At 66.3% G+C, this 14,327-nt stretch carries 17 protein-coding genes; 11 read left to right on the top strand and 6 right to left on the bottom strand.

The window, feature by feature from the left end:
• Positions 1-3: 3 nt before the first annotated feature.
• A complete protein-coding gene (locus TX88_RS35835; RefSeq protein WP_419186657.1) occupies positions 4-171 on the bottom strand; it encodes a DUF7160 family protein in 168 nt (55 codons plus the stop codon).
• Between the two features lie 138 nt (positions 172-309).
• On the opposite strand from TX88_RS35835, the gene TX88_RS24315 reads away from it, so the two are divergent.
• From TX88_RS24315 to TX88_RS24285, 7 genes are all read left to right on the top strand, one after another.
• Complete coding sequence (locus tag TX88_RS24315; RefSeq protein ID WP_005086317.1) at positions 310-684, top strand: ArsR/SmtB family transcription factor; 375 nt, start codon at positions 310-312, stop codon at positions 682-684.
• Positions 681-1,796: an ACR3 family arsenite efflux transporter gene (gene arsB / locus TX88_RS24310; RefSeq protein ID WP_005086316.1), complete on the top strand. Its 1,116-nt coding sequence runs from the start codon at positions 681-683 to the stop codon at positions 1,794-1,796. The genes TX88_RS24315 and arsB overlap by 4 nt, the downstream gene beginning before the upstream one ends.
• A gap of 3 nt (positions 1,797-1,799) precedes the next feature.
• Positions 1,800-2,228 (top strand): arsenate-mycothiol transferase ArsC, encoded by a 429-nt coding sequence (locus TX88_RS24305; RefSeq protein ID WP_044520463.1) that lies wholly within the window; start codon positions 1,800-1,802, stop codon positions 2,226-2,228.
• A gap of 111 nt (positions 2,229-2,339) precedes the next feature.
• Positions 2,340-3,755, top strand: a complete 1,416-nt coding sequence (locus TX88_RS24300; protein ID WP_005086314.1) for an FAD-dependent oxidoreductase — start codon at positions 2,340-2,342, stop codon at positions 3,753-3,755.
• An 80-nt stretch (positions 3,756-3,835) separates the two neighbouring features.
• Positions 3,836-4,189: an Rv2640c family ArsR-like transcriptional regulator gene (locus tag TX88_RS24295; RefSeq protein WP_005086313.1), complete on the top strand. Its 354-nt coding sequence runs from the start codon at positions 3,836-3,838 to the stop codon at positions 4,187-4,189.
• Between the two features lie 49 nt (positions 4,190-4,238).
• Entirely contained in the window at positions 4,239-4,655 is a 417-nt protein-coding gene (locus TX88_RS24290) for an arsenate reductase ArsC (RefSeq protein WP_005086311.1), read from the top strand.
• 5 nt (positions 4,656-4,660) lie between these two features.
• Positions 4,661-5,710: an ArsO family NAD(P)H-dependent flavin-containing monooxygenase gene (locus tag TX88_RS24285; RefSeq protein ID WP_005086310.1), complete on the top strand. Its 1,050-nt coding sequence runs from the start codon at positions 4,661-4,663 to the stop codon at positions 5,708-5,710.
• A 69-nt stretch (positions 5,711-5,779) separates the two neighbouring features.
• Here TX88_RS24285 and TX88_RS24280 read toward each other — a convergent pair whose 3' ends face one another.
• Complete coding sequence (locus TX88_RS24280) at positions 5,780-6,460, bottom strand: arsenate reductase/protein-tyrosine-phosphatase family protein (RefSeq protein WP_005086309.1); 681 nt, start codon at positions 6,458-6,460, stop codon at positions 5,780-5,782.
• Between the two features lie 490 nt (positions 6,461-6,950).
• Between TX88_RS24280 and pstS the strand changes: the two genes are divergently transcribed.
• Together pstS and TX88_RS24270 are read left to right on the top strand one after the other, a co-directional pair.
• The gene (gene pstS, locus TX88_RS24275; RefSeq protein WP_005086308.1) at positions 6,951-8,039 is read left to right on the top strand and encodes a phosphate ABC transporter substrate-binding protein PstS; all 1,089 of its coding nucleotides are present in this window, start codon (positions 6,951-6,953) and stop codon (positions 8,037-8,039) included.
• 297 nt (positions 8,040-8,336) lie between these two features.
• Positions 8,337-8,603 (top strand): helix-turn-helix transcriptional regulator, encoded by a 267-nt coding sequence (locus tag TX88_RS24270; RefSeq protein ID WP_072278586.1) that lies wholly within the window; start codon positions 8,337-8,339, stop codon positions 8,601-8,603.
• A gap of 51 nt (positions 8,604-8,654) precedes the next feature.
• Here the strand turns inward: TX88_RS24270 and TX88_RS32905 are convergent, their stop codons facing one another.
• Positions 8,655-9,569, bottom strand: a complete 915-nt coding sequence (locus TX88_RS32905; RefSeq protein ID WP_234792319.1) for a hypothetical protein — start codon at positions 9,567-9,569, stop codon at positions 8,655-8,657.
• Positions 9,570-9,767: 198 nt separating this feature from the next.
• Here TX88_RS32905 and TX88_RS24260 point away from each other — a divergent pair, with 198 nt between their 5' ends.
• A complete protein-coding gene (locus TX88_RS24260; RefSeq protein ID WP_044520461.1) occupies positions 9,768-10,121 on the top strand; it encodes an Rv2640c family ArsR-like transcriptional regulator in 354 nt (117 codons plus the stop codon).
• Positions 10,122-10,165: 44 nt separating this feature from the next.
• A complete protein-coding gene (locus TX88_RS24255) occupies positions 10,166-11,116 on the top strand; it encodes a TauD/TfdA family dioxygenase (protein ID WP_044520459.1) in 951 nt (316 codons plus the stop codon).
• Positions 11,117-11,175: 59 nt separating this feature from the next.
• Here the strand turns inward: TX88_RS24255 and TX88_RS24250 are convergent, their stop codons facing one another.
• Genes TX88_RS24250 through TX88_RS24240 form a run of 3 tightly spaced genes read right to left on the bottom strand, consistent with a single transcriptional unit; the run spans position 11,176 to position 14,287 of the window.
• A complete protein-coding gene (locus tag TX88_RS24250) occupies positions 11,176-11,931 on the bottom strand; it encodes an alpha/beta fold hydrolase (RefSeq protein ID WP_235625532.1) in 756 nt (251 codons plus the stop codon).
• Positions 11,868-13,043: a flavin-containing monooxygenase gene (locus TX88_RS24245; protein ID WP_234792321.1), complete on the bottom strand. Its 1,176-nt coding sequence runs from the start codon at positions 13,041-13,043 to the stop codon at positions 11,868-11,870. The genes TX88_RS24250 and TX88_RS24245 overlap by 64 nt, the downstream gene beginning before the upstream one ends.
• The gene (locus TX88_RS24240; RefSeq protein WP_090518279.1) at positions 13,040-14,287 is read right to left on the bottom strand and encodes an MFS transporter; all 1,248 of its coding nucleotides are present in this window, start codon (positions 14,285-14,287) and stop codon (positions 13,040-13,042) included. The genes TX88_RS24245 and TX88_RS24240 overlap by 4 nt, the downstream gene beginning before the upstream one ends.
• Between the last annotated feature and the right edge of the window lie 40 nt (positions 14,288-14,327).

The following is a 14,327-nucleotide window of genomic DNA, read 5'->3' as shown; positions in this document are numbered from 1 at the left end:
CCGTCAGCGCCGAGGAAGCCAGCCGTGTTGGAGGCCGCAGCGTGCACAGTCGACCTCAACGATCCACGTCGACGGCTCATCGCCGCCATGAGACCAGATCGGATTGGCTGTGGCCACGCGGGCCGACTGGTTGCACTCACTGCACATCGCCTGCGCTGGAGGTGTCGCCATAGCCATCTACGGTAACCACGGCCACCGACTAACGCCGCTATGGAACCGCAGCCCTCAAGGCACCCGGCCGGGCCGTGCCCTCGAAGTTGGGCGACTGTTCACTTGCCAGACGGTATCGATAACTGTCAATATTGATGTATGTCGAATCAGTTTGATCAGTCGTCCGAGGTGCTGTGTTGCCCTCCCGGGGCGCTGCTGCGTGAACCGATCTCTGCGGTTGCCGCCGCGGACATGGCGGTCAAGCTCAAGGCGCTGGCCGACCCGGTCCGGCTGCAGCTGTTCTCGGCGATCGCCAGCCGCGCCGGCGGTGAGGCCTGCGTCTGCGACATCTCGGCCGGAGTCGAGGTCTCCCAACCCACGGTGAGCCATCACCTCAAAGTGCTACGCGACGCGGGTCTGCTGACCTCCGAGCGCCGCGCGTCCTGGGTGTACTACACAGTGGTGCCCGAAGCGTTGGCCAGCCTGTCGGTGCTGCTCGGCGCCACCGTCGAGACGGTGGGGGTGCTGGCATGACCGAGACCACCACTTCGTCGTCGGCAACACCGGTTGTCGGCAAGCTGTCCACCCTCGACCGGTTCCTGCCGTTGTGGATCGGTGCCGCCATGGTCGCCGGCCTGCTGCTGGGGCGCTGGATCCCGGGGTTGAACACCGCGCTGGAAAAAGTCCAGATCGACGGGATTTCACTGCCGATTGCGCTGGGCCTGCTGATCATGATGTATCCGGTGCTGGCCAAGGTGCGCTATGACCGCCTCGACACCGTCACCGGCGACCGCAAACTGCTGCTGTCCTCGCTGCTGTTGAACTGGGTGTTCGGCCCGGCCTTGATGTTCGCGTTGGCCTGGCTGATGCTGCCTGACCTGCCCGAGTACCGCACCGGGTTGATCATCGTCGGGCTCGCGCGGTGTATCGCCATGGTCATCATCTGGAACGACCTGGCCTGCGGTGACCGTGAGGCCGCCGCGGTGCTGGTCGCGCTGAACTCGGTGTTCCAGGTCGTCATGTTCGCGGTGCTGGGCTGGTTCTACCTGTCGGTGCTGCCGGGCTGGCTCGGCCTGGAACAAACCACCATCGACACCTCGCCATGGCAGATCGCGAAATCGGTGCTGATCTTCCTGGGCATCCCACTGGTGGCCGGGTATCTCTCGCGTCGCCTCGGGGAGAAAGCCAAGGGCCGTGACTGGTACGAGTCGAAGTTCCTGCCACGGATCGGGCCGTGGGCGCTCTACGGCCTGTTGTTCACCATCGTGATCCTGTTCGCGCTGCAAGGGGAGCAGATCACCAACCGGCCGTGGGACGTCGCCCGCATCGCGCTGCCCCTGCTGGCGTACTTCGCGATCATGTGGGGTGGGGGCTACCTGCTCGGCTCGGTGCTCGGATTGGGTTATGAGCGCACCACCACGCTGGCGTTCACCGCTGCCGGCAACAACTTTGAGCTCGCCATCGCTGTGGCCATCGCGACCTACGGCGCCACCTCCGGCCAAGCCCTGGCTGGCGTGGTCGGCCCGCTCATCGAGGTGCCCGTCCTGGTTGCCCTGGTCTATGTCTCGCTGGCGTTGCGCGGTCGATTCGGCGGCGGCAGTGGCACTGCCGCGGGCCCGGCACCGATCACCGCCCAGGAGCGCTGACCCATGAGCGAAACGGTCAAGCCGGCAGTGCTGTTCGTGTGCGTCAAGAACGGCGGCAAGTCACAAATGGCGGCCGGATTGATGCGCCAGGTCGCAGGCGAGGATGTCGACGTGTATTCGGCCGGCACCAAGCCCGGCGACACCATCAACGCGTTGTCAGCCGAAGCGCTCGGCGAGGTCGGTGTCGACATCACTGGCGAGACACCCAAACTGATCGATCCCGACCTCGTCAAAACCGTCGATCTCGTGGTCACTTTGGGGCGCGAAGCCAAAGTCGATCCGGTGCCGGGAACGCGTTTCGAGAACTGGGACACCGACGAACCTTCCGAACGCGGCATCGAGGGCATCGAGCGGATGCGGTTGGTCCGCGACGATATCGCCTCGCGGGTAACCGATCTCGTGTCTCGGTTGAAGAGCCCGAGCTTGCTCTAGAAGCGCACGTGCAGCGCGGCCGCGGCCGCCCAGCTACACCGCACCCAACGGCGGGTGTCGTCTGCAGTACTCGTCCACCGAGCACATCCCGTCCCCCAGGAGCGATGAGCCATGCCCCAACACATTGTTGCCGTCGGCGGCAGCGACGCCGGAATCTCAGCGGCACTGCGGATCCGCGAACTCGACCCCACCGCCGAGGTCACAGTGGTGGTCGCCGACGCCTATCCCAACTTCTCCATCTGCGGCATCCCCTATTACGTGTCCGGCGAGGTCGCCCATTGGACTCATCTCGCCCACCGCACCGCAGAAGACCTTGCAGCCACCGGAATGCGGGTCGTCACCGACACCACCGCCACCAAGATCAACGTCACCGAGCACACCCTGGATGTCCTCGATCCCACCGGCAACCCCCAGCAACTCGGCTATGACGCCCTGATCGTGGGCACTGGAGCTGTATCGGTACATCCACCCATCGCCGGCCTCACCGGTCCACACGCCCTCGGGCCTGCCGACGGGGTCCACCTGCTGCATTCCATGGGCGACACCTTCGCCGTGATGGACTCCCTGCAGCAGCGGGATCCGAAAACCGCGATCATCATCGGTGCCGGCTACATCGGCCTGGAAATGGCCGAAGCCCTGACCTTGCGCGGCATCGCCGTCACCCAGGTCGAGGCCTTGCCCGAAGTGCTGCCTACCGTCGACCCTGAGCTTGGCGCCCTGGTCCATACCGAACTGCAGCGCCACGGTGTGGAGGTCCTCACCGCGACCACCGTCAACGCCATCTCCAACACCGACACTGGGGCATTGACGGTAAACGCTGCACGCGACGGGGAAACCATCACCCGCACGGTCGATTTCGTGCTGGTCGTGGTCGGCGTGCGACCCGATACCGAGCTCGCGGCCGACGCCGGCGCCGAGCTCGGGGTCAAAGGCGCGATCGTCGTCGACGACGCGATGCGCACCAACCTGCCCGACATCTACGCCGCCGGTGACTGCGTACACACCCACCACCGGCTGCTCGGCTCAACGTGGCTACCGCTGGGCACCACCGCCCACAAGCAGGGCCGTGTCGCCGGGGAGAACGCCATCGGTGGTGACGCGCGGTTCGCCGGCAGCCTCGGCACCCAAGTCGTCAAGGTGTTTGACCTCGTCGCAGCCCGCACCGGGCTGCGCGAGCACGAAGCCATCGCGGCACAGCGCGGCTGGGCGCCGGTCACCACCGCATCGGCCCCCGATGATCACAAGGCCTACTACCCGGGCGCCACCCCGATCCATACCCGTATCACTGGCGACCAATCCAGCGGGCTGCTGCTCGGCGCTCAGCTTGTCGGGCATCGTGGCGCCGAAATCGCCAAACGCGTCGACACCTACGCCACTGCCCTCTACCACCACATGACTATCCCGGAGTTCAGCAGCCTCGACCTGTCCTACACTCCGCCGCTGGGATCACCTTGGGACGCAACACAAATAGCCACCCAAACGTGGAGCCGTGACCATCAGCGTGGACTGCGGCCCTTGCCAGGATGATGGGTCATCGCTGCGGCTCTCGGTTCAGGTCGAACCGACCTTTTCGGCATAAGTCGATATCCGGGGTTAGGGTGAAACCCATGCCCAAGTCGTTGCCGGTAATCGATCTGACCGAACCGATCTGCTGCGCACCCGTCTCGGCGGCACCCCTCGACGACGACGCGGCGCTGCAGATCGCTTTGCGGCTCAAAGCATTAGCCGATCCGGTGCGGATCAAACTGATGTCGATTCTGTTGACCGACGTGCAGGGCCAGGTGTGCACATGCGATCTGGCCACCGCGGTCGGGCTCGCCGAATCGACTACCAGCCACCACCTCGGCCAGCTGCGTAAAGCGGGGATGGTCACCGCGCAGCGGCGAGGAATGAATGTGTTCTACGAAGCGAACACGAAATCGTTGGATGCGTTGAGGTCAACGCTAACGACCTGCTGCTAGGGCCCTGGCAGCCACCACCTTTCGTCCCTTGACCTGAACAGGAATGCCCATGCCAACCACCCCCAGCGTGCTGTTCGTCTGCGTCCACAACGCCGGCCGATCCCAGATGGCCGCCGGTTTCCTCGCAGCGATGGCCGGAGACCGCATCGAGGTCCGCTCCGCAGGCTCTGCCCCCGCCGACCAGGTCAACCCCGCCGCGGTGGAGGCAATGGCCGAGGTCGGCATCGACATTTCCGCACAGAGCCCAAAGATCCTCACCGTGGACGCCGTGCAGGCCTCCGACGTCGTGATCTCCATGGGCTGCGGCGATGCCTGCCCGGTCTTTCCCGGCAAGAGCTACCGCGACTGGGTGTTGGAAGACCCCGCCGGTCAGGGGCTGGACTCAGTTCGCCTGATCCGCGACGAGATCAAGTCCCATGTCGAGGCATTGATCGCCGAACTGACCTCGAAGCACAGCGCCCCCTGATCCCAATGGCAACGGGTGTGGATGTCGTTGTGGTCGGCGGCGGGCAGGCAGGGCTGGCCGCTGGGTACTACCTGCGCCGCGCCGGCCACCACTTCGTGATCCTCGACGACCAACCCGCACCCGGAGGCGCATGGCCCCACACCTGGCCATCACTGCGGCTGTTTTCCCCGGCCCAATACGCCTCGTTGCCCGGGTGGCCGATGCCGCCGTGGAAGAACGGGTTTCCGCCGGCAAGCCATGTCGTGGACTACCTCACCGCCTACGAGGCCCGCTATGACCTGCCCATCGAGCGACCGGTGCGGGTGAGCGCGATACGCCGCGACGGCGCCGAACTGCGGGTCGAAGCGGAGACGCGCACCTGGCGGGCACGCCGAGTCATCAGCGCCACCGGAACCTGGCAACAGCCGTTCTGGCCCGTGTACCCCGGCATGCGGACCTTCAAGGGACGACAACTACACACCGTCGACTACCGCACGCCGGCGGAGTTCGCGGGCGCCGATGTCGTCGTGGTCGGGGGTGGCAATTCCGCGGCCCAGCTGGTCGCTGAGATCTCCCCGGTGGCCTCCAGCACGATGTGGGCCACGCTGCGACCACCGAGATTCCTGCCCGACGGTGTGGACGGCCGAGCCCTGTTCGAGGCCGCGTCCCGTCGGGCAATCGCGCTGGCCGCGGGCAAGCCCGATCCCGGTGGGGTCGCCGCACTCGGTGACATCGTGATGGTCCCCGAAGTCCTGGCCGCACGCGATCGCGGCGATCTCACACCGGTGTCCATGTTCGACCGCCTGACACCTGACGGTGTGGCCTGGGGTGAGCGAGTCCACCACGCTGATGTGGTGTTGTGGGCGACAGGATTTCGCCCGGCCCTGTCCCACCTTCGGCCGCTACGGCTGCGCGGCCAGGACGGTACCGTGCCGACCGCGGGCACTCGCGCCCTGGCAGAACCGCGCTTGCACTTGCTCGGCTATGGCGATTGGACCGGACCGGGATCGGCAACAATCCTCGGTGTCGGCCGCACCGCCAAGTCTGCGGTTGCCGAACTCGACCTCGACGACTGACATTCAAGCCCAGCCCGGCGATTGAGCTGCACTGACCGCTCGGAGATCAGAAGGCTTGGCCGCCGGCTGTCAGCTTGCCTGCACGTAGGGCGCAAGGTGATCGATCCGGCCGGTGAGGATGTCCACGGTGTTCTCGAAGGCATCCGGGTTGGTGCTGTGCACCGGGTCAGGAATCGACCAGTGGATCCGTTCGGGGTCCGGTGTGAGTTCCTCATGGGCGCTGTCGCACACCGCGATCACCAGATCGCCAGAAGCCAACACCTCGTTGAGATGACGCGGTGGCCGCGTCGACATCGGCACCCGCCGTTGCCGCGCGGCGGCGACCGCCGCCGGATGAATACGGTCCACCGGATGCGTGCCCGCCGAGGTGGCCAACACCGGACTGCGCCGATTCCAGATAGCGGCCGCCAGCTGGCTTCGAGCCGAATTCTGCGTACACACAAACACCACCCGGCGCGCATGACGGACCGCCGCGGGCACCAACTGCTCGAGCGCCTCACGCTGCAGATGCAAATAGGTGCGGCGTCGGTCGGCTTCGGATCGAGTCCGCCCGATCAGACCGGCCTCGGTCAAAACGCGCAGGTGATGGGCCATCAGGTTCGACGGCACCGACAGCTGAGCCTGCAACTCCGAGGGAGATGCGTCGGCGATCAACAACTGATCAACAATTGCCACCCGATATGGATCGGCCAGGGCGGCGTGAATCTCGGCGCGCCGCGACGCGTCGACGAGATCAGGCTGACCATCCATTGGCTCAATGGTCATTGAGTGATGGCAGGCCGTCAAGCCGGAGCTCGACCTACCGGCGGCCCCATTACTGCTCGACCGACTCGTGTTGTCCTCTGGGCTTCCTCGGGACTGCGACCCGCGGTGCGCGCCGCAGTCGGACGGACACGAACGTGCACGCATCGCACCGCTCGCCCTCGGGGCGTCGATGCATGAACTCCCACCACCCGGGAGATGAATGCTCGGTGACATCACCCGGCGAATCCCGTTACGGCACTTGCCCATCACGAGATCACTCAATCATCATTGAGGCAATCATGGCTGAGCGATATGCGGACGGGCCGCAGGCGAATGGTGCGGCCCGAATCGACGCCGCGGCACGGCACCGTGGCCACGCCGTTGTCGGCGCACACCGTGTCCCACCTGCTTGGTCAACCCGCAGCGATGTGCGGCTGACTGCCCAGGCCAACACGTATCCACCCCTATCCAGACGAACGCAAAGGACACAGTCGACATGACACTTCGCCGATCCCGCACGGCGGCAGCTCTGGCCGTTGGCGGGGCACTGCTTCTGGCTGGGTGCGCCACCACCGGACCCGTGCAGCCCTACGCCAAGAACGCCACGGTGGACTGCGGGGGCACGCCGACCCTCACCGCGAGCGGATCCACCGCGCAGGCCAACGCGATGACCCGATTCATCAAGACCTACGAGGATGCCTGTCCGGGCAAAACGGTCACTTACACCGCCAACGGCTCAGGAGCCGGCGTCGAAGAATTCCTCAACGGCAAAACTGACTTCGGCGGATCAGACACTGCGCTACAAGGTCAGGAATACGCGGCTGCCAAGCAACGCTGCGGCGGCTCGGACGCCTGGAACCTGCCTGCCGCTTTCGGCCCCCTGGCCATCACGTTCAACCTCAGCGAGGTCGACGTGCTGACCCTCGACGCACCCACCATCGCCAAGATCTTCACCGGCGCCATCACCCGATGGGACGACCCGGCGCTCGTGGCACTCAACGGAAAAATGCCCGCCCTCGACATCCATGTCGTCTATCGCAGCGACTCATCTGGCACCACCGACAACTTCCAGCAGTATCTGCAGGCTGCCTCCGAAGGTGCGTGGACCCACGGCGCCGGAAAGACATTCCAGGGCGGCACGGGGCAGGGCGCACCTGGCAATCAGGGCACCTCGGAGGTCGTGAAAAACACCGAGGGTGCCATCAGCTACAACGAATGGTCCTATGCCATCGAAAAGGAACTGGCCGCCGCCGACATCCGGACCTCTGCCGGCATCGTGCACATCGGCTCGGACTGGGTCGGCAAAACCATCTCCTCGGTCGGAATTACCGGCCAGGGCAACGACATCGTCTTGGACCTGAAACCGATCTATCTCCCCACCGAAAAAGGCGCCTACCCAATCGTGCTGGCCAGCTATGAAATCGTCTGCTCGAAATACCCCGACCCCGAGGTAGGCAAGGCAGTCAAGGCATTCCTGCACTCCACCATCACCGCCGGCCAGACCGGGCTCAACAAGAGCGGCTACATCCCGCTGCCGCCCGACTTTCAATCCAAGGTCTCGACAGCAGTCGACAGCATCACCTAGCCGCGGCCCCGCAGTGAGGCCGACCATCTTCGGCAACAACCGGTCTCGCGCCGTTGCGCTCACGCGCCTGCGCTCCGGGCGAGGGCGCCAGCGTCTGACGCACGGATCTGAGTAAGCGGGGCGGAGTCTCAGGAGGGCACTGGAGGGCGTCTGGTTGGCGGTCACCCGCCTCCTGCGCGGCCGGGCCTAGGTCCTCCTCGCACCGGCGCTTCGGAAAAGCCACTCCTGAGACCCCGCCAGTCCAATGTACTACTAGTAGGGCAGACTCTTGTGTTGCTGAACTGACTACTGGGTGGCGTGCCGACCCGACCCAGTCAGACAGACCCCGAACGAGCCGCCCAGTGGGCCCAGCGCCGCCGCGCTGTGGGACGTCGTATCCGCAGCTTGCGGCTCGAACGAGGATTAACCCAGGAAGCGCTCGCCCTGGAGTCGGGCGTCACGCGCAATGTGCTCATCCACGTCGAGCACGGCAAGCGCGGGCTGTTGTTTGAGCGGCTCTATGACATCGCCGAGGTGCTCGGAGTGCCGGCCAGTGACCTGCTCGACGACTCGATGGACACCTGACACAGTCCGTGGGTGTCCGTCCGGGGGTGAGGGTGGTCGCCCGGTGGCGATTCACTGACCGGGTAAGAACGCGACATACGCGCGGCGGGTGAGGGTCAATTCGGTGAGCTCTGCGGGATTCTGATCGGCCAGCGCAAACGCCCACGGCGTCAAGCCATGATCACGTGCCGCACCCGACACCGAGGCGAACTCATCGCGAAAATGGTTGCGCTGCCCCGAGGTCCAGTCTCGATGGTCGACTACCAGCGTCCACGGCCGCGTGAATCGGCGCGAGTCGGGGTCGTAACCTTCTCCGGCATATAGTTCAACCCGGTAGATGCCGTCGACGTCGGAGATCTGCCCCGTCCAGCGCAGCTGGGCATGAAGCACCCGCCGATGCGGCAGCCGGACGATGTCGCGGCGCGGGAGTCCTTTGAACGCGAATTGGTACCGGTCGGCGTTGACGCCCGGAAGCTCGATCGGCGACCCTCGGCGCTCCTCGGCGCTCATCTCCAGAAACGCCGCTGCGAATGGCCTGATCGATCGGGCGATCGCGCTGCCCGACGTTCTCCGGCGTACGTCACCTGTCGCCGATACCGGCACTAGCGAGGTGCGGCGGCGATCTGCACTCGGCGACAAGCTGGCGGCGGGTTCCCCGCTGATCTTGCGGTCCTCGGATTCGACCAGCCGGGTCGGACGCAGCACCGGCAGTCGGCCAGGGGAACCGCCGGCGATCACGCCACCGGCAGCGGCGGTCTCATCAACCAGGGTGCAATTCACATGCTGGCGAAGCGGTTTGGTGGCAAAGTGCGCCTGCACTCGTCGGTCGGGGCGGTGGGCTTTCGGGTACATCTCGACGCTGCAGCCGCAGCACCGAAACGTCGCGGCCTCGACCTCGGCATCGGTCCAGGCCCGCAACTCCTGCGCCGACACCACGACTGCCGGATCGGTCCCATCGATCACCGCACTGTCCACGACCGCCCCCATGTCGACCGCCCCTGCAGATGGCCGACCCCCGGCGCATCCGAGCAACCCGCCCAGCACACCGGCGCGGCCGCTGCCCCCAGTGTCGCAGCCACCGCCGACACGCACGTCAACGCGAGCACCGCCGCCACCGTGCTCGACGTCGGGAATCCGGCACTGAGCTATTTGATATATATCAAATAGATGGTTATGGTTGGCGGCATGCCCAAGGCGTTGCCTGTTATCGATGTCAGTGCCCCGATCTGTTGCGCCCCGATCTCCGCGGCGCCGATGGATGAGGACGTCGCCGTCGCGCTCGCGCTGCGTCTCAAGGCATTGGCCGACCCCGCTCGGCTGCGGCTGATATCGATCCTGCTGACCGCCCGCGACGGTGAGCTGTGCACTCAAGACCTGGCCACCGCCGTCGGTCTGTCCGACGGCACCGTCAGCCACCATCTCGGCCAGTTGAAGAAGGCGGGATTGGCGCTGTCGCAGCGACGCGGGATGAACGTCTACTACCGGGCCCATGTCGCTGCCCTCGACGCCTTGCGCGGCGTGTTGGCTACCTGCTGCTAACCCAATCAATCCCATCGTTCGCCCTCTCGAGAAGGAGTTCTCCCGTGACCGCTTCAGTGCCAGTGGATTTGCCGTCGGTGTGGACGCCCGCCGATTTTCCCGATGAGCACGCATGGTCGATCGACCTCTCGCCCGCGGACCGCCGGGCTCTCATCGACTACGGGCGCGGCGGAGCGCAGCAGGACCTGGCACGTCACTTCGCCCCGGCAGCCGCGCGGTGGGCGGCCATGCTGCAGCGGGGAGCGGGGTTTGTGCGGCTGCGCGACTTCCCGATCGAAGACCTCACCGAGGCTCAGATTGAGCACGCCTACCTGGGGCTGGGCAGCCTGCTGGGCCAGCCCGTCGGTCAGGATCGCCACGCCAACCTGCTCACCCATATCCGCGATGAGCGCGGCCAGCACGGCCCAGGTGTGCGCAAGTACCGGACAAATCTGCGCCAGGACTTCCACAGCGACGGTTCAGATCTGGTCGGCCTGCTGTGTCTACATCCGGCCAAAACCGGTGGCGAATCAAAGATTGTCAGCGCCCACGCGGTCTACAACGAGATGTTGCGCCAAGACCCGCACCTGGTGGAGGTGATGTATCAACCCATGCCGTGGAGCCGCAACGGGGAACAGCCTGCCGGTGAACCCGAATTCTTCGAACTGGCACCGATCACCGAGATCGACGGCGTCCCACGGCTGTTTTTCATCGCCTGGTACATCCGCGACTCCCAACAGCACGCGGGCGCACCTCGACTGTCCGATGACCAGTTGGCCGCGCTGCGCCTGGTCGAGAACATCGCCAACGATCCGGGCTTTCACATCGAAATGGACTTTCGGCCCGGCGACGTGCAAATCCTCAACAACACCACGGTGCTGCATTCACGCGAGCAATACACCGACCACGACGAACTGAGCCGGCGGCGCCATCTGTTGCGTCTGTGGCTGACGACCGACACCCCGACCACCCACGAGCTGCTCCGCGGCGGGATCCCCAACCAGACCGCGCGCTGACACCTCCAGGCACCGGTGGGATGCGAACGCTGGTCTGCTCGCATCCCGCCGGTGGACCATCACTGCGTTTTCAGCACCTCGGCCAAGGGCTCGGGCGCGACGTGGTGGCCTTGGCCGGTCAGCTGCACCAGAGTGGCGTGGGGAAGCTCGTGCGTGAGCAGGTCGATGGCCTGGTGTAGAAACGCCGCGCTGGCGGTGCCCGACACCAGGGTGGTGGGTGTGTGCAGGGTGGCGTAGCGGCGCAGATCAGCGGGCAGTCCCGACAGCACCTCCATGGTGGGCAGCAGCGTGGGGGCATGGGCCACGTTGGCCAGCCACAACGGGTTGTCCCGTGCGGCAGCAACTTCGGCCGGTGAGAGTCCGCCGCCCCCGCGGCCCAGCGCATCCAGGACCAACTCCTCGTAGCGTCCTGCGTCGAGCATGCCGCGGATCCACTCCGGATCCGGGATGGGGTAGGTGATCGGCAGCGGTGGTTCATACAGCGCCAGGCGCGGCACCAAATCTGGTGCGGACAGCGCGGTTTCCAGTGCGACAACAGCACCGAACGAGTAGCCGAACAGGGCATCGATCGGGCCAAGCGTGTCGATGACTGCGCCGACATCCTCGGTGTAGCGGTCGATGTGTGGCGGTGACAGGCCACGCTGGCTGGTTCCGTGGCCGCGCAGATTGATCAGGGCGACCGTGAACCGGTCGGTGAGATGGTCGGCCAGCGGCATCAGACTTAGTGCGGTACCCAGGCCGCCATGCACCGCTACCAGGACCGGGCCCTCACCACGCACCAGGTACGTGATCTCCGTGCCGTCAGCTGAGCGCACCGATCCGCCGCGCAGCCACCCGTGGCTGCTCGTCGTTGCCACGCGCCTTGGCGGGAAGGGTTGCGGGCCAGCAGTTTATCCACGACATAGGTGGCGTCCCGGCCGACGCCGCGTAGCGACGCCGAAGATAGGGACCGCTGCCACTCCAAACCTACGAAGCCCAGCCCCAGGTGAGTGCGCGACAACCCGCGCCGCTGTCGGGGCAGCGCGCGGTCATCGAGTGCCCCCAGGTCGGCGAGATAGTCCAGCGCGGGCCGATACCCGGTCGCGCACAGCACGGTGTCGACTTGTTCGCGGGTGCCGTCGGCCCACACCGCCGAGTCGCCGTCGAGACGACGGAACATCGGTCGCCGGTCGGGACGACCGGCGGTGAGCGCGTCCCGATAGGTGCCGTGGTCGAACACCGGAACGGTAGGCGGTTGGTTCAGCCACGGGCCGATCGGTGCGGCATCCAGGCCGGTGACGGTGAACCAGAAGTGCATGTCGCGACCCCACGGTCGCTGCGGAATGAACCGCACCCGGTCTCGGGTGGCCAGGGATACGTCGGTGACTTCAGCCAGCTCGGCACCGATCTGAATTGCCGAGTTGCCGGCGCCCACAACCACGATGCGCCGCCCGGCCCACGGGTCGGGACTTCGGTAGGCACTGGCATGCAGCAGTTGGCCGGTGAACGTGTCGGCTCCGGGGAAACTGGGCAGGTAGGGCTTGGCGAAGCTTCCGGTCGCGGCGATCAGGATCGGTGTGCTCCACTGCCGGCCCGCGGCGGTGAAGACGGTGAAGCCACTCGGGTCGCCGGTGACGGTGGTGACCGCATCGCCGGTGTGGATGTCCACAGACAGCCCTGCGGCATAACCGCGGAGGTAGTCGATGACGTCGTCGCGATGCGGATAGCGGTCGGGATCGCCCGGGAATGCCACGCCGGGCAGCGCGCTGTAGCGGGCGGGGCTGAACAGGGTCAGGCTGGCGTAGTAGTCCGGCCAGGATCCGCCGGGTTCACCACGAGCGTCCACAATGAGCGGGTGCAGGCCGCGGTCGCGTAGCGCGGCGGCGGCGGCCAGTCCGGATTGGCCGGCACCGATCACGATCGCGTCGCGTGGTGAGGCGGAAGTCATTGCCGTGACGGTTCTTTCGTCGATGGTGTACCGGTGGTGAGTTCGGGTGCTGCCACGCCGGTGGCGGTGGCCAAGACCGCTGCCAGGCCGGCGGCCGCGCCCAGGACGACGAACATGGCCGCGTAGCCGTGCAGCGCGGTGGCCAGTGCGGCGCCGATGAACGGGGCTAGTGCGGTGGTGAACATCAATGGTGCTGACAGGATTCCGCTGAGATGCCCGTAATGGGCTGTGCCCCAGCGTTCTGTCACGGCAGTGGCCTGCAGCAGCGTCATGATGCCGCGCACCATGCCCGCCACGATCGCGACGCCGATCAGCGCCGCCAGCGAGGTGAACAGTCCCAACAGTGCGGTGGTGACCGCAACGATGCCCATGATCAGCGCAGTGCGGGTGACGACGCCGAAGCGCTGCACCAAACTCTGATAACCGATCCGGCCCAGCACCTGGCCCACGCCGCCGAGGCCGAGGGCCACCGCCGCTGCCTGGGTGCTGAACCCGCGCTGGGCCATCAACGGGACGAGGTTGATGACCACGGCGTAGGAGGCCAGCGCCGCCAGCGCGAACGCCGCCGTCAGGGCGACGAAGGGGCGGGTGCGTGCCGTGAGGGTCGCAGCCTGCACCGCATGGTGATGGATCATCGGCGGCCACGGCTGTCGCAGTCCGACGAGGTGGGCCGGGATGGTCACCACCGCCAGCAACGCCGTGAGCACGAGATAGGTGGTACGCCAATCCAGATGCGCCGAGAGCACTGCGGTCAGCGGGGCGAAAACAGTGCTGGCGAACCCGGCGACCAACGTGAGCACGGTCAGCGCCCGCACAGCATGGGGAGCGAAATACCGCGTCAGCGCGGCGAACGCCGGCGCGTAGAACACCGCGCTCATCGCCACGCCGGCCAGCGCCCACGCGGCAAGAAACCACCCGAAGGTGGGGGCCGCGGCGATCCCCAGCAGTGCGGCGACACCGAGCACCGAACCACCTGTCATGACCCAGCGGGGGCCATGGCGGTCCAGCGCTCGGCCCACCGGGACGCTCATGATCGCCGAGGTGAGCAGGCCTGCGGAAAACGCGGCAGTCACCGCCGAGGCCGACCACCCTGTGTCGCCGCAGATCTGGGGCAACAACACCGGGAAGGCGTAGTAGAGCACACCCCAACTGATGATCTCGGTGACACACAGCGTCACCAGCACCCCGCGCGGGCCGTGCGAGCCGGCGCGGGGCGGCAGTGATGCACTGCGCGGTGAGGTCATCCGCCGATCGGATTGAGTGACAACGTCAACGGCTGCGGGG

It is taken from the genome of Mycolicibacterium septicum DSM 44393 (genome assembly GCF_000455325.1).
Taxonomy (GTDB): Bacteria; Actinomycetota; Actinomycetes; order Mycobacteriales; family Mycobacteriaceae; genus Mycobacterium; species Mycobacterium septicum.
Note: the sequence above shows the minus strand (reverse complement) of the source record. Positions and strands in the feature narration are given on the sequence as shown.